Annotated in this window: 14 protein-coding genes; 4 read left to right on the plus strand and 10 right to left on the minus strand. The window is 61.4% G+C overall.

All coding sequences use genetic code 11. The annotated features are described in order from the left end of the window. Position 1 precedes the first annotated feature (1 nt). Complete coding sequence (locus tag NEI07_RS14295; protein WP_256035424.1) at positions 2-799, minus strand: lytic murein transglycosylase; 798 nt, start codon at positions 797-799, stop codon at positions 2-4. A gap of 441 nt (positions 800-1,240) precedes the next feature. Between NEI07_RS14295 and NEI07_RS14300 the strand changes: the two genes are divergently transcribed. Both NEI07_RS14300 and NEI07_RS14305 read left to right on the plus strand, forming a co-directional pair. Continuing rightward, positions 1,241-2,533, plus strand: a complete 1,293-nt coding sequence (locus tag NEI07_RS14300) for a hypothetical protein (RefSeq protein ID WP_256035427.1) — start codon at positions 1,241-1,243, stop codon at positions 2,531-2,533. Between the two features lie 286 nt (positions 2,534-2,819). Beyond that, positions 2,820-4,196, plus strand: coding sequence for a tryptophanase (locus NEI07_RS14305; protein WP_256035428.1), 1,377 nt, complete (start codon positions 2,820-2,822; stop codon positions 4,194-4,196). A gap of 450 nt (positions 4,197-4,646) precedes the next feature. Here the strand turns inward: NEI07_RS14305 and NEI07_RS14310 are convergent, their stop codons facing one another. Continuing rightward, positions 4,647-5,477 carry a class I SAM-dependent methyltransferase gene (locus NEI07_RS14310; protein WP_256035429.1) on the minus strand — a complete coding sequence of 277 codons (831 nt, stop codon included), beginning with the start codon at positions 5,475-5,477 and terminating at the stop codon, positions 4,647-4,649. A gap of 123 nt (positions 5,478-5,600) precedes the next feature. Next, complete coding sequence (locus NEI07_RS14315) at positions 5,601-6,353, minus strand: bestrophin-like domain (RefSeq protein ID WP_256035430.1); 753 nt, start codon at positions 6,351-6,353, stop codon at positions 5,601-5,603. Between the two features lie 177 nt (positions 6,354-6,530). Here NEI07_RS14315 and NEI07_RS14320 point away from each other — a divergent pair, with 177 nt between their 5' ends. Both NEI07_RS14320 and NEI07_RS14325 read left to right on the plus strand, forming a co-directional pair. Beyond that, positions 6,531-8,813, plus strand: a complete 2,283-nt coding sequence (locus NEI07_RS14320) for a PAS domain-containing sensor histidine kinase (RefSeq protein WP_256035431.1) — start codon at positions 6,531-6,533, stop codon at positions 8,811-8,813. 725 nt (positions 8,814-9,538) lie between these two features. Then, positions 9,539-10,564 carry an HAD family hydrolase gene (locus NEI07_RS14325; RefSeq protein ID WP_256035432.1) on the plus strand — a complete coding sequence of 342 codons (1,026 nt, stop codon included), beginning with the start codon at positions 9,539-9,541 and terminating at the stop codon, positions 10,562-10,564. Between the two features lie 96 nt (positions 10,565-10,660). On the opposite strand, the gene NEI07_RS14330 is transcribed toward NEI07_RS14325, so the two are convergent. The 7 genes from NEI07_RS14330 to hyfB all read right to left on the minus strand — a co-directional run bounded on the left by NEI07_RS14330 (position 10,661) and on the right by hyfB (position 19,762). Further along, positions 10,661-12,409: a porin gene (locus tag NEI07_RS14330; protein WP_256035433.1), complete on the minus strand. Its 1,749-nt coding sequence runs from the start codon at positions 12,407-12,409 to the stop codon at positions 10,661-10,663. 235 nt (positions 12,410-12,644) lie between these two features. Beyond that, on the minus strand, positions 12,645-13,160 hold the full coding sequence (locus NEI07_RS14335) for an NADH-quinone oxidoreductase subunit B family protein (protein ID WP_256035435.1): 516 nt from the start codon (positions 13,158-13,160) through the stop codon (positions 12,645-12,647). 12 nt (positions 13,161-13,172) lie between these two features. Beyond that, entirely contained in the window at positions 13,173-14,690 is a 1,518-nt protein-coding gene (locus NEI07_RS14340) for a hydrogenase large subunit (protein ID WP_256035436.1), read from the minus strand. Between the two features lie 17 nt (positions 14,691-14,707). Then, complete coding sequence (locus tag NEI07_RS14345; protein WP_256035439.1) at positions 14,708-16,156, minus strand: hydrogenase 4 subunit F; 1,449 nt, start codon at positions 16,154-16,156, stop codon at positions 14,708-14,710. After that, positions 16,153-16,815: a hydrogenase-4 component E gene (locus tag NEI07_RS14350; RefSeq protein ID WP_256035442.1), complete on the minus strand. Its 663-nt coding sequence runs from the start codon at positions 16,813-16,815 to the stop codon at positions 16,153-16,155. The genes NEI07_RS14345 and NEI07_RS14350 overlap by 4 nt, the downstream gene beginning before the upstream one ends. After that, positions 16,815-17,768, minus strand: a complete 954-nt coding sequence (locus NEI07_RS14355) for a respiratory chain complex I subunit 1 family protein (protein ID WP_256035443.1) — start codon at positions 17,766-17,768, stop codon at positions 16,815-16,817. Before NEI07_RS14355 ends, NEI07_RS14350 begins: the two co-directional genes overlap by 1 nt. After that, a complete protein-coding gene (gene hyfB, locus NEI07_RS14360) occupies positions 17,765-19,762 on the minus strand; it encodes a hydrogenase 4 subunit B (RefSeq protein WP_256035445.1) in 1,998 nt (665 codons plus the stop codon). The genes NEI07_RS14355 and hyfB overlap by 4 nt, the downstream gene beginning before the upstream one ends. Positions 19,763-19,787: the final 25 nt, after the last annotated feature.

Below are 19,787 nucleotides of genomic sequence, written 5' to 3' on the forward strand. Positions count from 1 at the left end.
GTCACTGATAGGCGCCGCCGGCGTCGATCTGTCGGCCAATCTGCGCAATCGCTTGTTGATAGACCGAAGCCGCGTTCCACGCCTGGATCGCCCCGAAATTGCTTTCGCCCGGCTGATAGCCGCCGCCGGCCCGCCAACCATGGGCGTGAAGGAAATTCGCCGTGGCGTTGAGCGCGGGCGCCGCGCTGTCGAGATTGCCGCCTCCGCCGTAATTCAGGATGTTTTTCGGCAGGAATTGGGTCTGGCCGATTTCGCCATGCATGGAGCCGCGGGCGTTCGGCGACAGCGCGCCCCGATCAACCAATGTCAGCGCGGCATAGAGCTGATCGGTGAAATAGTCGGAGCGGCGGCAGTCATAAGCCAGCGTCGCCACGGCCGACAGCGCGTGCTGGTTGCCATGCACCGCGCCAAAGCCGGTCTCCATTCCCCAGATCGCGAGAAGAGGTCCCGGCGGCACGCCGTAACGCTGCTCGATCTGAGCGAACAGCCCGCCGTAGGACCGCTTGAGCGCGCGGCCGCGCGACACGATGGCCGAGCCGCCGCGCTTGGCGAGGAACTGGTCGAGTGAAAGGCGGAAGCTCTTCTGGCCGCGATCGGCGGAAATCGTCGCCGCGTTGTAATGGGTGCCCATGAGCGCGCTGATGCCGGCCTGACCTATGCCTTGGCCGCGCGCCTCCTGGGCAAATTCCTGCTTCCAATTGTCGAAGCCCGCCGCCGAGCGTCCGCACTGGGCCGCCAGCGCGGGATGGGAGATTCCAGCACACGCGAGCGCAATCGAAAATTTGAGGACAGTCCGCATAGTCTGTTTCCTTTTGTCGAAATTATCTGGACTCGCTTCCGTCGTGGCCGTCAGGCGGTCGCGGCCGCTCGGCCGCCGCGCCGTTCCAGCTCTTTCTTGTCGCTTCCCGGTCGTCTCTTCCCGTTACAGCGAGAGCTTACCTCGAATGGCCGTTTCCGCGCCACCGTCACATGCCGCGTCTACACGGCGCGTCGTAAGCTCGGCATTGAGCTTTCGATCGCGACCCTTCGTCGTTTTAGCAACGCTTGCGTTAGGAAATTATTCGAGCGCCATTTCGCACAGTCCTTGCGAACTGACACGACGCTGAGTCCAGCGCCAGGATCATTGACGCACGCCGTCAGTCAGCTAGCATCGAACATTCGTATAGCGCCTCATGCGTTCCCGGATGATCGTCGCTGCAGCCATGAGCGCAGAAGCGGAATCGGTGAGTGGGGATGAGATTTGGAAGAAATTCTCGAAAGCGATTGGACGCTCGGCGCCTTTAAACGCCGTGAAGACGCGCGGCGAAGCAGCGAGCGCGGCTCTTCCCCAGTCGACGCCGACATCGCCGAAACGCGCCGGGCCTACGACGGATCCGGCAGTAATTGGATCGCTGAAGCCTTCAGGCGCCGGCAAGAGGAGGAGCGCGCAAAAGCCGCGAGCCATCGATCCCCTAGCGGACAGACGCATGCGGCCAGCAAGGAAGTTCCCGTCGACAGCTGGCTCATCGAAGGCTTCAAGCGTCACCAGGAAGAAGAACGGCGACGAGAAGCGATCGCCCGACCGGATCAAGTAGAAGCGGCGGGCGTTGGCGACGACCAGTCCATTTCAGATCTGGACTCGTCGGCGCCGGAGAGCGTCGCGGAGCGCATCAGCCTGTCCGAGGATCGCGGGTCTGCGAACCAACGCCCGGCGGGCGCCAGTGATGAAGTTTCAGCACAAGGCCTCGGATCCCTCGTAATCCGCGACGTCGGAATGGATCTCGACAAGCGGCCGAGTCGCGCCGGCCGGATCATCATGATCGCCGGTCTCGTCATTGTTGGCGGTTTGGTTTCCGTCATTGGCGTCAAAACAGCGCTCTGGGGCCCTGTCGACTCCACCAATCGCGCTAAAGGGCCCAGCGTGTCGCCGCCGACAAAAAAGGAAACGGTCAATCGCGGCCAAGGCGCATTGCCCAAGGCGGCGACGTCGGACGCCCCGGCGACAAAGCCTGCGGAGCATCAGAGCGCGCCGACAAATGACGCGCCTAAACATCAAAGCGGCGCCACGCCGGCAGGGCCGAGCGACGCCGCAACCGTTGCTGCGCCTCCGGCTGAAACGCGGGAAGGCTCGAAACGGGATCCTGTTGCGCCGGGCGCCGAGCAGGGAAGCAAAACGCGCTCTCCACCCGGAGAGCAGGGAGACAGGGCTCTCCCTGAAAGGGAGGCTGCGCCAGCGGCGCCTTTGCCGGCGCCCGCTCCGCGCGCCACAGAAGGCGCCTCGCCCGCAAAGCCGGACAAGAATTCAAATGCGGAGCCTGCGGCCGTCGCGCCGGAAAGATCGCGTGAGCAGATCAAGCCCGAACAAGAGCAAAACGCCTCTGAGTCAAAGCGCGGAGCCGTCAACACCGGCGTTGACGCCAAACCCAAGCATCAAGCGAAGGACAGAAACACCAGCCGTCACGCCTCTCGGAAAGCCGACGGCCTCTCGACCTTTCTGAAGCGAACCGCGAATTCGGTTCGCAAGTTTTTCGGAGGTCTCGGGGAGAGGCAGTAACGATCGCCGTTGAACGGCGCTGTCGCCCGCAATCGATCGTCGCCGCCGGCGCGATGCGCTTGCCGCGTCAAACGCGCGAAGGCGAGAACGCCTGACGGCGCGCACGAACAGCCCGATGTCCCCACTGAATAATATACGAGGGAGCAGAAGCTCGCGCGCCGCTCTGAAGAAGCCGGCGATGCCTGCAGTTCGCGCCTGGAAGTGGACCAGCCGTGCGATGAGGCCCATTTGAAGAGCACGTGGCCGACGTTCCGATCGGTTTCGGCTTTCAAACGCGAGCATTCCCGTGAGAACGATCATCGAGCCGTTTCGCATCAAGATGACGGAAGCGCTGCCCATCACCACGCGCAGCGAGCGCGAAGTCCTTCTTGCCAGGGCGTTCAACAATGTCTTCCTTTTAGACGCCGACCACGTCACCATCGATCTGCTGACCGACAGCGGCACGGGCGCAATGTCCGACCGCCAATGGGCGGCTCTGATGCTCGGCGACGAAAGCTACGCCGGCAGTCGCTCCTGGCGGCGCTTCGAACGAACCGTGCGCGAGATTACCGGTTTCAAACACATTTTTCCCACGCATCAGGGGCGCGCCGCCGAGCGCATTCTGGCGGCGACGCGTTTGAAACAGGGGAACGTCGTTCCCAACAACGGTCACTTCGATACGACGCGCGCGAACATCGAATATGTCGGCGCCGTTGCGACGGATTTGCCGTCGACCGACGCGCGCGATTTGCATTCTGAAAAACGGTTCAAGGGAAATATGGACCTCGCGCGACTCGAACAGGTGATCGAGGCCGAAGGCGCCGGGAACATTCCTTTCTGCATGCTGACAGTGACCAATAACACCGGCGGCGGCCAACCGGTGTCAATGGAGAACGTCCGAAGCGTCAAGCAGATCTTGGAAAAGCACAACATCCCGCTGATCATCGATGCATGCCGCTTTGCGGAAAACGCCTTCTTCATCAAAGAGCGCGAGCAAGGCTTCGCCGATCGGAGCCTGTTGGAAATTGCGCGGGAAATGTTTTCATTCGCCGATGGGGCGACGATGAGCGCGAAGAAGGACGGGCTCGCAAATATCGGAGGATTTTTGGCCTGCAACAATGATTCATGGGCTGATGATTTCCGCAACCTGCTCATCCTGACGGAAGGATTTCCAACATATGGCGGTCTCGCCGGCCGCGATCTGGAGGCAATCTCCGTCGGCCTGCTGGAAGCGTTGGAATATGACTATCAGCGCTATCGGCATGCGACCGTCGAATATGTGGCGTCGGCGCTGATCGCGCGGGACATACCGATCGTGCGCCCAGCCGGCGGTCACGCCATATTCATCGACGCCGCCGCGTTTTGCCCGCATCTGAGGGCCAGCGACTATCCCGGCATCGGGCTCGTGAACGCGCTTTATCTCGAAGGCGGCGTTCGCGCGGTCGAACTCGGCAGCGTGATGTTTGGAAAGCCTGCGCCAGAAGGGGGAGAGGAAATACCAGCGCCGCATGAATTGGTGCGGTTGGCGTTTCCTCGCCGGGTCTATACGCAGAGCCATTTCGACTATCTGATCGAAGTGCTGGACGCCATCGGCCGCCAGCGCGAATCAATCGAAGCCTACCGGATCACTGAACAGGCGCCATTTCTGCGGCACTTCACCGCCCATTACGAAAAGGCCCGTTGAGCCGTGAGAGCTGTGGCCCGCAACTCCACTTTCCTCGGTCCCGTCGGGATGGACAACCTATTGCAAGCTCACATCTAGGCGTTTGACGATGGGCCGCCCTGAGCGGCCTGAAACTGTATGACCTCGGTGGCCGAATATTCTCCGCGCGCGCCGCAGTTCGGACACGTCACCTTAAATGTGGCGGGCCCGGATATCTCCAGAGCGCCCGTGCCTGTCAGCTCGCTCAGAAAAGCAAAGCGTTGTCGGCACTGTTTGCACGCAAATCCAATATACCAGCTGCCAGGAATGAGCGCGGGCATCGCAGATACCTCAAAATCGCCCGTGAACAGAATGCCTTTTGGCATGGGGGTCTCCTGTCTTACGACTTTGATATTCATGTAGCGCTGGGCCGTCTCCCTGACGACTTTACGGCGCTGCGTTCGTTCCCCAGCGCGGGCCGCGACGCGCGTATTACGACGCCACCGCGTTCTGCAGCGTGCAAAGCGAATAATAGCCGTAAAGGGGCGACGCCAACGGTTGATCCGGCCAGTAGGTCCGATGAAGGTCGGCGACCGTGCAACGATCGAGCACGCTCGCCCCGCACCGCGCGGCTTGCGCCGCGAGATTGTCGATCCCGTATGTCCAAGGGGCGCCCATTGCGGCAAATCGCTCGACGACGCTAGTGATTTCAGGATCGCCGGTTGCGCTCTTGATCACATCCTCGGCGAAATAGTCGAAGGACACCGAGCAGCTCTCGATGTGGCGCATGAGGTCCGTCAAGATCTGGCGAACCGCCGCTTCATCCAAATACATCGTGTTCCCTTCCCATATGACATGCGTGGGAAGTTTGAAATCAAATCCGCTTCGACGAAGGAGACCGATCATGCCATCCGTCACATAATCCGCCCCAATATATTTCGTGTTGGGATCAACATCGCTTGCTTCGAGCTTCGCCTTCTTGAACGCCTGGGTTTCTGGAGCGTCGATCTCGAAATAGGCGACGCCTTTGGCGGTGATCCGCTGCGGCCTTGTGTCGAGTCCGGCGCCAAGTATGAGGATCTGTTGGCGGCCTTGATCGATCTGATGACGAAGCCGGTCGTCGAAGTAGCGCGTCCGCAGTCGCACGTTGTTCCGTATCGGCGGGAACGACTGGGAAATGCGATCCGCCGCTTTTTTCGTTTCCCGATCGAGGAACAGGTGGACGAAGGGATCGCGGTAGAGCGGATGGGGCTGCACGTTTTCGTCATTACGGAATTCCGCAACGACAAAGGCGGTGCCCACCACTTTCTGAATTTTGGTCATTGGCTCGTCTCGATCGGACCCGGGTTCAGCGCAGCAACGCGTCTCGGCGCTCGTTGAAGGTTAGTGCAACTTTCTTGGAACTCTGAGCTGCGTCTGCAGGGCGCTATTAAAGGGGCGGCTCGGTCACTTTTGCGGATAGCGCTCCAGGAGCTGCGCAAGCGGCTCCGAACTCACCGCATTGGGCGGCGAATAGGGGTCGTCCACGGATGCGACCAGCGATATGGGGACGATCGCCGCCAAAGCGAAAATCGCCTGCGCGAGAAGCTGAGGCCCTGGGCGGTCGAGATGCACGATGGCAAGGGCGATTTGCGTGATGAAGGCGATGACGATCACCGCCGTCCATTTGCGATCGTCGGGAAAGGCCCCCGCAATCGCCAGTCGCAGTTCCCGCGCCGATCGCAAACGCATCACCGTATCGACGAGCGCGCGCTGGAAGGCTGGCTCGATTCTCGCGCTGGCGACCGCGCGCGTGAGTCGGTTCAGCGCGGCCTCGGTTTCCGGCGATTCTTTGCCGTCTTCCATGGTCTTCCATTCGAGGCCAACGGCGGTTTCCACATAGTCACGCACGGCGCGCGAAATATCGTCCGCGTTGACTCCATGATTGCCCGAAAGCGCCGCGAGCGTCGCCAATTGTTCGCGCTCCATGGCGATGGCGCGATAGGCGCTGCGATTTGCTTCCCAGACGTCTTGCGAGAGGAACGTCATCAGCAGGCCAAACAGGGTCGCCGGAACGGCGATGAATGGCGGCACGACGCCTTTCCAGTTCTGCACATAGGCGGCAAAGCGCGAGGCGAAGCTGAGCCAGCACAGGAAAAGCGCGACTGCGGCCATGGCGAATGTGAGCATGAGCGCCATGACGAGCGTCGTCTGCGACATCAAGAATTTCAAAAGCACGTTTCCCCTCGAATCGACAGTTAATGGCGATTGGAGACATCATAATCGAGATTCGCCAGACGATCCCTTAGCCCGCATGCTTTTCGCGCCTCGGGGTTTCTCTCGCGGCAAAACGCCTTACCTTTCGCGAGGGCGATAGTCGCCTCGAGCTAGGTCGGCATGTCAATTGAGACGGACATTTCCGCCTCTTCGAGATCAATCCTGGAGACCGTGGGCCTGCCACTTCTGGCGCTCGATCCACAGCTCACGGTCGAGGTCGCCAATAAGGCGTTTCTGAGCCAGTTTCAGGTAACGCGCGAGGAGACAGTCGGCCGGCCGGTTTATGAGATTTGCCACGGGCAATGGGACATTCCGGAGCTGCGCCGGCTGCTAGAGCAAATCGTTGAGCCAAACAGTACGATCAAGGATTGCCGCGTCGAACATGACTTCGAGCAGATCGGCCGGCGCATCCTGCGGCTGAGCGCCAAGCGCATCCGCAGTCCGGATGAAAAAGAATGGATCCTGCTCGGGATATCCGACGAGAGCGAGTGTGAGCGGCTTCGTCATGAACTCGAAGGCCGGATCGAATTTTCCGAGCAACTGATCGACAGCGTGCATGAAGCGCTATTGGTTCTCCACGGGGACCTCACCGTTTACTCGGCAAATCCGGCCTTCTATCGAATCTTCGGGGGTGATCCCAAGGAGACGGAAGGGCGTCCCATTTACGAGCTGGGCGAAGGCCAGTGGGACACACCGGAGTTGCGACAGCTGCTTGAGGACATTCTCCCTGCCCGCCAGAGTTTCCACGACTACCAGATCGAGCACCTGTTCCAAGGCCTCGGTCCTCGGGTGATGCTGGTGAACGGCCGTCAGCTCGATCACCTTAACCTGACCCTTCTCGCCATACGCGACACGATGGAGCTGCAGACGTGCGAGGTGAACCGTCGGGACCGGGAGGCTCGGCAAAATCTCCTCATCGATCTGAATGACCGTTTGCGCCCGTTGGCGGATCCCGCGGCGATTCAGGCGGCGGCCAGCGGGGTCCTGGGCCGGCGTCTTGCGGCCAACCAGGCGGCCTATGCGGAGATCGACGAAGCCGGTGAATATGCAACTGTTCAGCTCGACTGGAACGACGGCGCGACGCCGAGCAACGTCGGGCGCCATCGTCTCGAGAGTTGGGGAGAGGGCCTGGTTGCTGACCTTAAGCGCGGCAGAACAATCGTCGTCAGCGACGTCCGCAACGATCCGCGCACGGCGGCGCCTGAGACCCTAAGGTCATTCGCAAGCCGTTCGATCTCCGCTTTGCTGGCCGCGCCGCTGATCAAGGACGACCGGCTTGTCGCGGTGATTACCGCTCACGCGCGGCTACCGCGGACGTGGAGCGCCGCCGAGGCGGCGGTCGCGGAAGATGTCGCCGAGCGAACGTGGTCGGCGATCGAGCGGGCGCGCGCGGAGGAGGCGCTGCGCAACAGCGAGTCGCGGTATCGCCTGCTGTTCGAATCCATTGACGAAAGCTTCACGGTGGTCGAGCCGCTCTATGACGAGGAATGTCATGCGGTCGACTACCGCTTCCTCGAAGTCAATCCGGCGTTTGAGGCAATTACCGGGCTGAAGAAAGTTGAAGGGCGGACCGGTCGCGAGCTCGTGCCCAGCCTGGAAAAGGACTGGATCGATACGATCGGCAGAGTCGCGGCGTCCGGGAACGCCGAACGCGTCGTCCGCAGAGCGCGAACGCTTGGCAAGATCTACGACGCCTTTGTCTTCCGCGTCGAGGAAGCGGAAAGCCCAAGAGTCGCCGTGCTGTCGAGGGACGTGACGGAGCGCGTGCGCGCGGAGGAACAGCGCGCTCTGCTCATGCGTGAGCTCAATCACCGCTCGAAAAACATGTTGAGCATCGTGCTGGCCATCGCACGGGCGACCGCGGGCAATCCAGGACGCGACTTCGAGCAGACGTTTCAAGAGCGCATATTGTCTCTCGCCGCGAACCAGGACCTGCTGGTCGCCAGCGATTGGCAAGGCGTCCCGCTAAGCGATCTCGTGCGCTCGCAGCTCGCTCATCTGGAGGATTTGATCGACGATCGCATCGGGCTAAAAGGCCCGTCGCTGATCATCTCGGCCCCGGCGTCGCAATCTTTCAGCATGGCGCTGCATGAGCTGGCGACCAACGCCGTCAAATATGGCGCTCTGTCCAACTCGGATGGCCGCGTCGACATCGAATGGGGCGTCCGCGAGCACGATGGCGAAGGCCGGCGCTTCACGATGCGCTGGCGTGAGACGGAGGGTCCCACGGTCGTTCCGCCGGCGCGTCAGGGCTTCGGGTCCACCGTCATTCGTGACATGATCAGACTGAACCTGAGAGGGGATGCAAGGCTCCAATACGACAGCGCAGGCGTCGTCTGGGACTTCGACTGCCCGATTGAAAATGTGCTGGCGGCGCCGGAATCCCCCCGAGCCAAAAAGTAACGCCGCAGCAAGAGCTGCTACCGCCTCTAAGGAGCCTCGATCAACGCTGCATGCGACCTTTGCCGCTCTATGCAGAACGCCCCGCCGTTACATCCACGGTCGGGGCGTGCGATTGCGGAATGCTGTCCGCGTCCAATGCTGGCGCGGCGAGGCGCTCACAGGCGCGGCGGCAAATATCTATCGGCGATCGCTTTGACCGCCGACGCTGGACGAGCCGCGCGCCAGCTTCGGCCGAGGCTGGCTCAGCCATCCGCCGGAGTGCGGCAAATGATCTTCGCAGAATGGACGCGTTTCGAGGTTCTGGAGAAGCGATCTGATCGCGCTTCGCCTTCGCTGAAGCTTCCTGGCGGTCATTGGAAATCTCCTTCTTTAAGAGACGGACCACTGAACAACCTATTTAGGAGCGTCATCCTAACAACGAATGAAATCAAGCTCTGTTCCGATCTTCTCGCGTCTTTCATCGACGAATTGCGCCGAGCGTTGCAAATTTGTCGCGGCGCCTATGGCTCTCAATAGAGCTTCGGGGCGAAGCAGCTGCTCCAAAAGACGCGACGCCCCGCTCGAAGGCGCTTCATGTTTCGCGTTGGGAGTGACGAGCACAATCGACCACGCAAATCGCTTGTAAATGGCCCCGCCCATCGTCTATCGCCAACCATTGGTTAGCGCGGACATGCGACGTCGCGAGAGCGCTCTTTGGACGACTTTCGGCTTATCGGGGAGGAATGATGAAAGCGCTGGTTAGACTGGGCTTCCTGATCGCTGTGATGGCCACAGCATTCCTGTTGGCGGGAGCGTCTGTCAGGGCGGGAAGCGATCCGCTTCCGTCATGGAACGAAGGTCCGACCAAACATGCAATCGTCGAATTCATTCGAGCGACGACCGATCCATCCAGCACGAAATTCGCCCCGCCCGAGGAGCGCATCGCGGTCTTCGATCAGGATGGCACGCTTTGGGCGTCCCATCCGATATATCCGCAGTTGATGTATTGTCTGGATCGCCTGCCCGCCGTCGTAAAGGCGAAACCGGCGCTAGCGAAGATCGAACCCTTCAAGACGGCGCTCTCACGCAACATGGAGGCGATATCGAAGCTCTCGACGAAGGACCTCATCAAGATCATGTCCGCGCCGCTCAGCGGCATGAGCGTAGAACAGTTTAGAGCCGACGCGGCGAAATGGCTCGAGACAGCGAGACACCCGCGCTGGGGGCGCCGCTACACCGAACTGACGTATCTGCCGATGCTCGAGCTGATGAAGCATCTGCGCGCCAACGGCTACAAGACCTACATCGTCACCGGCGGCGGGCAAGATTTCGTGCGAGTCTATGCAGAGCAGACCTATGGCGTTCCGCCCGAGCAGGTTGTCGGAACTCTGGAGAGCGTAAGCTATCGTTATGACAAGCGCGGGCGTCCCGTTCTGATCGAGAGCCCCGAAACGCTGCTCAGCGACGTCGGAGTCGGCAAGCCGGAGGCCATCCATTTGATGATCGGTCGTCGGCCGCGCGCCGCATTCGGGAACTCAACGGGCGACCGGCAGATGCTTGAATATACGACGTCGGGGGACGGCGCGCGATTTGGAATGTTGGTTTTGCACGACGACGCTCAGCGCGAATACGCCTATGGTCCGGCGCTCGGATTGCCCGATACGAAAATTGGGACTTTTCCTCAGTCTTTGCATGACGAGGCGAAGCGGCAAGGTTGGTTCGTCATCAGCATGAAAAGCGATTGGAGCCGGATATGGGCTTTCGAACAATGAAGCGCATTGGACCCTCGAAAGCGACGATGGGCCGGGTAGCTTGAGCGCCTGTTCCTTTTGCGGACCAAAGAGTCATTTCGCTCGTTCGCGGATCGCCTACCAATAGACCTGCGCGCGCGCCTCGAAGAGATCGGGATGGGCGCCGTTGACATAGGGGCCTTGCCGCGTCGGAACGCCGGTTGTGAATAAGGCGTAATCATTGAGCGGCGCAGAGGCCTGCAGCACATGGACCCAGTTGAACTGAAAGTGGAATCCATTGTCAGGATACCAATTGAGTCCCAGTGTGACGTTTTGCTGGCGACCGCCGACCACGCCAGCGTTGCCGATATAAGACGCGGCCGCGGGATTGGGCGCGATGAGCGTCGTATAGGCGAGCATGTTGTAGAGGCTTGAGCCGCTATAGGGTCCGCTGTTGAGATTGAGCGCGCTATAGCGCGCGGCGACCCCAAGTGCGCCAAAGCCGCCCGCGCTCATCGGATGCTTGATCGTGATCTGATTGAAGTTCGCGCCGAGTTTGTTCGTCACGTCATATGCGGCGGCGCGCTCCTCGCCGGTCAGGTACCATTGCCCGTAGAGGTAAAAGCCGCTGAAATAATGCGAGGCGCCGCCCGGCGCGAACGCGCCTGCGAGGCGCGCGAGCGCGATATTGGTCGTGTTGCGATTGACTTGCTGCCCCAGATATTCGGCCTGCAGCGACAACGGCCCATGCGCCGCGGAGAGCTCGACGCCAAAGGCCTCAACGCTATTGACGCAATGCGCCGCGGCGGCAGACGTCCATCCCGGCAGAGCGACGGAGCCGCATGAAAGATCCGGCGTGCCGAGCAGCCCCTGATTGAGGATATAGGCTTCCGAGCGAATGCGGTTGCCGATGCGCAACACGCGATCGTCCGACAATCCCGTCGCGCTGTTGGGCTGGTGATAGCGGCCCGAGACGCCGACATGCAGGAGATCATGCTCGGTCATGATCGGGGCGTAGGTCAATCGACCGGTCAGATCGAAATATTGACCGCCGCCTGTTGGGACCCAACCCGCCCTCGCCGGAATCCCCAACAACGGCGGCGCGCCGACTGCGGGGTTTGTGTTCAAATCTTCGAAGCTCGTGGTGAAGATGCCGCCCTTGGCGGTCCAATTGTCGCCATAGGCGCCGATCGCCGCGCCAAGGTGGCGGCTCGGCGCAATGGCTTCGACCGCCATGGCGCGTTCGATGAAGTCGCGGAATCGCGAGGACGCGGTGAATTCGAGGCTGAAGGGTTCGAAATAGCTGCCGATATGGATGAAGGCTGGCTCCTTCGTGAATAGCAGCGCGAGAATGGGATGCTGCAGACCAAGATAGAAGTCGCGAATGCCTCCCTGAACTGGCGCATTGAAAGGCGCGCCATATTGCGAGCCGGCGAAATCATATTGCAGTTTGTAGAACCAGTATTTTGCAGCCTTGCCCTCCACTTCGAGACGCACCTGGCGAACGCCGGCCTGGGCTGACCAGCCGTTGAGCGGCTGCGCCGCGCCGCCGCCATCGAACTGCATGCGCCCGCCGATTTTGAAATTATAAGCCTTGTCCGCGCTCTCGACGAACAGGCCGTTTTTGAACGCGACGAAAACCGGCGGCATGAGCGACGTCGCGGCGTGCGCCGCTTCGGCTTTCGCCGCGCTTCGTTGAGCGGACTGAGTCGCCTGCTGGGCGTCCTCTTTGGCCTGGCGAGCCTCTCGCCGCAGCTTTGCGATCTCCGCCTCCAGCGCTCGCAGCCTCGCTTCAATCGCGTCGCTTGAGGCGGCATGCGCCGCCGTTGTCGAGAGAACCGCGACAAGCCCGCTTGCCGCGACATGCTTCCAGCCTGGGAGATTCATGACTAGCCTCGCTTGCGTCTTCATTCACGTGAGCGGCGAGCGCTTTGCCGGGCTTCAAGACAGCAAGTTCATCGCGTTGAACGCCGCGACTCGCATATGCGAAGCGCGCTCTCGTTCTAGCCAAGTTTTCGTACGTAGGTTTTTCCCGAGTTTTTCTCTGGCGAGGAAATATTGCTCGCGCATTTCGAGAATCGGCCGGGCGACGGCGCATCGCCACATTCGAAGCTGAGTCGTTTCAGCTCATCGTTTCAACAAAGGCGATCAATCCTTTGAGCAGAGTCGTCGGATCAGGCGGACAGCCGCGTATATGAAGATCGACGGGGACGACTTTCGCGACGGCGCCGACGCATGCGTAGCTTTCGCAATAAACGCCGCCGTCAAAGGCGCAGTCGCCGACCGCGATCACCCATTTTGGATCCGGCGTCGCAGCATAGGTTCGCTCGAGCGCTTCGCGCATGTTTTTCGTCACCGGTCCGGTGACGAGCAAGACGTCGGCGTGACGCGGCGACGCCACGAAGCGCAGGCCGAATCTCTCGAGATCGTAATAGGCGTTGTTGAGCGCGTGGATCTCCAGCTCGCAGCCATTGCAGGAGCCCGCGTCGACTTCGCGGATCGACAGACTGCGACCCAGTTTTTGGCGCGCGGTGCGCCCCAGCGTGTAGCCAAGTTCCGCGAGCGACGCAGGATTCGGAATGGGGGCCTGTTCGGTCAGAGCGCGGCGGAGCAGGCCCTGAAGCAAGAATTTCTGCATCGCGCGCGTGTCCTAGAGATCATGCCCCGAGTAGGAACAGTTGAAGGATTTGTTGCACAGGGGGAAGTCGGCGACGATGTTGTCCTTGATCGCCGCTTCGAGCAGCGGCCACTGGAACCAGGACGGATCGCGCAAATGACAGCGCTGCACCACGCCGTCAGCGCGAATGCGCAGCCAGACAAATATATCGCCGCGGAATCCTTCGACAAGCGCGGCGCCTTCGCGCGTCCAGTCTTCCGGCAGCGCCCATGCGGCGATGATCGGACCCTCCGGCGCTTCGTCGAGAATCTGTCTGACGATTCGCAGCGAGGCTCTGATTTCATCGAACCGGACCCAGACGCGCGCGTCGACGTCGCCTCCCGTCGCGGCGCCGATCTCGAACGTCAGCTGCGGATAGGGGGCGTAACCCATCGCCTTGCGCGCGTCGAATGTCCGGCCGGAGGCGCGTCCGATATAGCCCCCGCACGCATATTGCTTTGCGAGGGCCTCACTGACGACGCCAGTTCCGACGGTCCGATCCTGCAGCGACGTCGTGTCGCCGAAGAGCGCGATCAGCCGCGGAGTCATGAGTTCGATCCACTCGATCAGCGTGAACAGCGCCGTGACCTTCTCTTGCGCCAAATCGACGACAACGCCTCCCGGCGCGATGCGATCCATCATCAGGCGGTGTCCGAAGCAATTTGCCGCTTCTCTCAAGATGCGTTCGCGGACGATGCTGCACTGCGCATGCATCAATGCGAAGGCCGCGTCGTTACAGATAGCGCCGATATCGCCGAAATGATTGGCGAGCCGTTCGAGTTCAGCCATCAGCGCGCGCAGATATGTCGCGCGCGGCGGAACATTGACGTCGAACGCCGCTTCGATCGCCTGCGAAAAGGCGAGGCTATAGGCGACCGTGCTGTCGCCGGACACGCGCGCCGCGAGACGCGCGGCGCGCTCGATCGAGGCGCCGGCCATCAGTTGATCGACGCCCTTGTGCACGAAGCCAAATCGCTCCTCAAGCCGCACGACGGTTTCGCCATTGGCCGAGAAACGAAAATGACCCGGCTCGATAATGCCGGCGTGCACGGGTCCGACCGGTATCTGGTGGAGCGGTTCGCCTTCTGCGGGAAGGAACGCGTAGCTGTCACTGGCGGAGTCGATCTTTTCGGGGTCGTTGCAAGGATGACGCACGCCCCAACGGCCATGATCGAGCCAGGGCCGCTCGTCGGGCGCATTTTCGGCTCTGAGGCCATAAAGATCGCGGATCGCGCGTTCGAGCCTCAACGCCGGCGGATGCAATCGCCCGACTGATGGAAAGGAGCCCTTGGGGCAGTCCAAGGTGATGATGCGCAGGCGCGGCTCGCGCTCTTCGAGCACCGCCATGTGAACGTTGGAACTTTCGCCCCAGAGGCTGAGGAGCTCGCGCTCGCCCTTCGCAAGACTTTCGGCGAAAGCGAGCCAACCGGCTCTGTCGACGATCTCACGCGGCCAGGGCAGACACGTCGGCGGCGACGGCTGGGCCGGTTTCTGTTTGCTGGCGAAGTTCATCTTTTCATCCTTCGAGCTCAGCCTAACAGTCGCGCGACGTTCTGGAACCAGGTCACGACGTGAGAGGGAAGATAGATGCCCGCCAGCAGCACAAGCGACAGATGCGCGTAGACAGGCCACATCGAAGCCCGTACCTCGCCCTTGTCGCTGCTTGGCTCGCCGAACGCCATCCCGGTGAGCCGCAATAGCAAGGCGCCGAAAGCCAGCAGAAGGCCGAAAACGAGCGGAATAGCGAGGAGCGGCTGGCGCGCGAAGGTCGAACTCACGACGAGAAATTCGCTCATGAAAATGCCAAGCGGCGGCAGGCCGATGATGGCGACGACGCCGGCGACGAGGGACCAGCCGAGCGCCGGCTGGCTCTGCGTCAGTCCTCTGATGTCGGCGATTCTTTGCGTGCCCTTGACCTGCGCGATGTGGCCGACCGAGAAGAAGATCGCGGACTTCGTCAGGCTGTGCATCGTCATGTGCAGCAGACCGGCGAAGTTGGCGAGCGGTCCGCCCATGCCGAAAGCGAAGGCGATAATGCCCATGTGCTCGATGGAGGAGTAGGCGAACAGCCGCTTGATGTCGCCACGGCGGTAAAGCATGATGGCCGCCATGATGAGCGAGGCAAGGCCGAGCGTGATCATCAGCGGGCCTGGCGTAATCGCCGCGGCATTGGCCGTCAGCAGCATCTTGAACCGCAGCACCGCGTAAAGCGCGACATTGAGCAGGAGCCCGGACAAGACCGCCGAGATCGGCGTCGGGCCTTCCGCATGCGCATCCGGAAGCCAGGCGTGCATCGGCGCCAGGCCGACCTTGGTGCCGTAGCCGAGCATCAGAAACACGAAGGCGACATTGAGCATCCGCGGATTGAACTGCGGCGCCTGCTGCATGAGCGTCTTCCAGACCATGGCGTCATAGCCCTGTCCCAGAACCGGCTCGGCCGCCATGTAAATGAGGATCGTGCCAAAGAGCGCCAGCGCGATCCCGACGCTGCCGAGGATGAAATATTTCCAAGCGGCTTCGAGAGCGTGCGGCGTGCGGTACATGCCGACCATCAACACGGTTGTCAGGGTCGCAACTTCGACCGCGACCCACATGAGGCCGATGTTGCTGGCGAGCAGCGCCAGATTCATGGCGCACATCAGCGACTGATACATCGCGTGATAGAAGCGGACGTTTCTCGTGGTCAGCCGGCCAGTTTCCATCTCATGGTCGATATAGCTCGCGCTATAGACGCTCGTGGTGAAGCCGATGAAGGTCGAGAGCACAACAAAAACGATGTTGAGGTCGTCGACAAAGAGATAGCCGCCGCTTTCGGGCTCGACGACGAGAAGCACAAGCGCAAAGAGAAACGTCGCGCCGGAGGCGCAGAGGTTGATGATCGCCGAGCGTCGGTAGGCCGGCTCAAGCGCAACGGCAATGGCCGCGACGGCGGGAATGCCCACAAGCGCGTTCGAGACCAGCAATAGATCGGAACTCATGAACGTCCTCCGCGCACGCGATCGAGTTCAGAAAGGTCGACGTTGTCGAATCGCTCGCGGATGCGGAACAGGAAGATGCCGATCACGATGAAGGCGATGAGAATGGAAAAGGCGACGCTGATCTCGACGACGAGCGGCATGCCGTTCGCTCCTGCCGCAGCCAATACCAGACCATTTTCCAGCGACATGAAGCCGATAATCTGGCTCACGACGTTGCGTCGCGTCACCATCATCAGCAGTCCCAGCAGCACGATCGCCAAGGCGAATGCGATGTCCTCGCGTGACAGCGGATCGGCGGAGGCGGTCGCCGGCAGCATGACGACGAGCGACAGCGCCACGAGAAATATGCCGATGAGCATGGTTATGCCGACGCCGCCAACGACCTCGACGGTGCGGTGGATGCGCAAACGCTTGATGATGCGGCGAAGGCTGAAGGGAATGATCAGCGCCTTGAAGATCGCCGCGATGCAAGCCGTGAAATAGAGGTGCGGCGCGTCCTGGTAATAGGCCTGCCAGGCGACCGACAGCGACAGAATGACGGCGTGCAGCGTGTAGATATTGATCAGCCCCGACAGTCGGTCCTGATACAGTAGCATGAAGCTCGTCAGCAGGAGCGCGCCCGCCAGCACATGGGCGATGTCGATTGTCAAAAGCTCCATCAGAGGCTCCGTGTCACGAAAACGAGCAGCGTCGCGAGGAGGCCAAGCATCAGCCCCGCGCCGAGAAAGTCGGGAACGCGGAAGATGCGCATCTTGGCTGTGGTTGTCTCAAACAGCGCGAGCGCGCCGCCGCCGATCGCCAGCTTCAGGATGTAAGCGCAAAGGCCGATCATCATCGCCTCCGCGCCCGCATCATGCGAGGCGAGCCCAACGGGGAAAAAGACGCAGGCGATGAGCGAGAGATAAAGGAGCAGCTTGAGCGCGGAGGCGAGTTCAATGAGCGCGAGATAGCGCCCGGAATATTCGAGAACCATCGCCTCATGCACCATCGTCAGCTCGAGGTGAGTGGCCGGATTATCGACGGGAATCCGTCCATTCTCTGCGATGGCGACGATGAGCAGCGCGACGAGCGCCATGCCGACGGAGGCGCGCAATTCCATATTCGCGACCATATAGGCCGCAATTTCAGAGAGCTGCGTCGTTCCGGCGACGAAGGAGACGGTGAAGACGATCATCATCATCGCCGGCTCGGCGAGCGAGCCGAACATCGCCTCGCGGCTCGAACCGATGCCGCCAAAACTCGTTCCAATGTCCATGCCCGCGAGCGCAAGGAAAAAACGGGCGCTGCCGAGCAGGGCGATGATGGCGATGAGATCGGCCGACCAGCTGAACGTCAATCCCGTGGCGAAGGTCGGCACCAGCGATGCGGCGACCCAGATCATCGCAAAGATCAGATAGGGCGCCACGCGATACAGCCACGACGCATTTTCTGCGAGGACGACCTCCTTGCGCAGCAGCCGAATGAGATCGAGCCAGGGTTGAATGATCGGCGGTCCTTTGCGGCGCAAGAGGCGCGCCTTCAGCTTTCGAACAAAGCCGATGAGCAGCGGAGCCAGCGCAAGCACCAAAAGCATTTGGACGCCTTGCGCCAGGATGTTGAAAAGAAGCGTCATATCGCCACCAGGACCAGGAGGAAGACGAGCGCCGCGAAAACGAGCGCGAGATATTCCTGGATCGTCAGGAGACTGAGGATGTTCAGCCCAGCGGCGCAGGACTCAACCGCCCGCGTGAGGGGCGCATAGAGATAGTCGAAGATCCGATCCTTGATGTCGACGCTCAAGCGCGCGGCCCGCGTATCGCCCGGCGCCGGCATGTCGAGGCGCTCCCGCACCGAAAAGGCGATGGCGCCAAGGGTGCGCCGGATCGGCTGCGCGAAGCTGCTGCCAGTGTATTGCGTCATGGGGCTGGTTTCGATGTAGCCACAGTCCCAGGCCGGCGCGCGCCGCGACCGCGCCGAGCCAAATTTGTGGATGACCCATCGCGCCGAATATGCAGAGAAGAGAATGAACAAAAAGACCAGAAGCCCATTATAGGAACTTCGGCTTTCGGCGATCGGCGCGATCGAGAGCCAGGAGAGTTCGGCCTGCGTCGGCATGCGGCCGCCGACAAAATCTTTCGCCACGGGTGAGATTGTGTCGATGAGGAGGCTCGGCAGCAGACCGGCCATGAGGCACAGCGTCAGCAAAACCGCCATGGCCGCGAGCGACCAGCGATCCGGGTCGTGCGCCGCGCGCGCCGCTTCGCTGCGGGGGCGCCCCAGAAAGGCGACGCCATAGGCGCGTATGTAACAGCCCGCGCCGAGCGCCGCGCTCAGCGCCAGCGCCACGCCGACCGCCGGCACGAGGAGCTTCACGGTCCATTGCGGCAGCGCCGGGCTCAGCAGGATCGCCTGAAAAACCAGCCATTCCGAGACGAAACCGTTCAGCGGCGGCAGGGCGGCGATGGCGACGCAGCCGCCGAGAAAAAGGATTGCCGTTTTCGGCATGGCGTGAATAAGACCGCCGAGCCGCTCGATGCTTCTCTCGCCGCTTCCGTGCAATACCGCGCCGGCGCCAAAGAACAGCAGGCTCTTGAACAGCGAATGATTGAAAACGTGAAAGAGCGCCGCCGTGAAGGCGAGCGCGGCCGGCAGCGCCATGCCATTGGCCTTGAACGCCAAGGCAAGGCCGAGCGCGATGAAGATGATGCCGATATTTTCGATGGTGCTGTAGGCGAGCAGCTTCTTCAGATCGCTCTGTATCGTCGCGAAGAGAACGCCGATGAGGGCGCTCGCTGCGCCAAAGGTCATCGGCTCGACCGACCACCAGAAAGCCGGCGGCCCGAGCAAATCGAACACGACGCGAATGAAGCCGTAGACGGCGACCTTGGTCATGACGCCGCTCATCAGCGCCGAGACATGGCTCGGCGCCGCCGGGTGGGCGAGCGGCAGCCAGATATGCAAGGGCGCGAGTCCGGCTTTTGATCCCATTCCGACTAACGCGAGGGCCAGGACGAGGCCCGTCTTCCATCCCTCCTTGGTCGACTCGCGAATCGAGGCGAAGTCGTAGGCGCCGCCCACGCCCCCGAGAACGCCAAACGCCATCAACAGCGCAAAACCGCCGAAGCTCGCCATTAACAAATAGACGAAACCGGCGCGCCTGTTCTCCTCCTCATGATGGTGCGTCAGCACGAGCGCCCATGAGGTAAGCGACATGAATTCCCAAGCGACGAGAAAGGTGAAGGCGTCGTCGGCCAGCACGACCAGGTTCATGCCAGCGAGAAAGACTGGATAGAACGGCAGCACGCGCATCGGCTCCTTCTCATGCGCGCCATAGCCGATCGCATAAGCGCTTGCCGCCACGCCGCCCAGATTGACGACGGCGAGAAAAAACGCGGTCAGGACGTCGATGCGAAAATGCATGCCGATCCACGGCAGTCCGAGCGGCAAAGTCGTCGAAACGACATGAGCGCCCCGTGGCATGACCGCGGCGAGGAAGAGGACGCCGCAGAGGCCGGTGCAAAGGCGGTAGACGTTTCGGCTGACGTCGTGGTTCCGCCTGTCGACGATGGCGTAGATGCTGACGGTGAGCAGGGCGCTGACACAGGTCAGCGCCAGGTAGAGCGGCATAGGTGTCACCTTCGAATCGACGCGA

This window comes from Methylocystis suflitae (genome assembly GCF_024448135.1).
Lineage (GTDB): Bacteria > Pseudomonadota > Alphaproteobacteria > Rhizobiales > Beijerinckiaceae > Methylocystis > Methylocystis suflitae.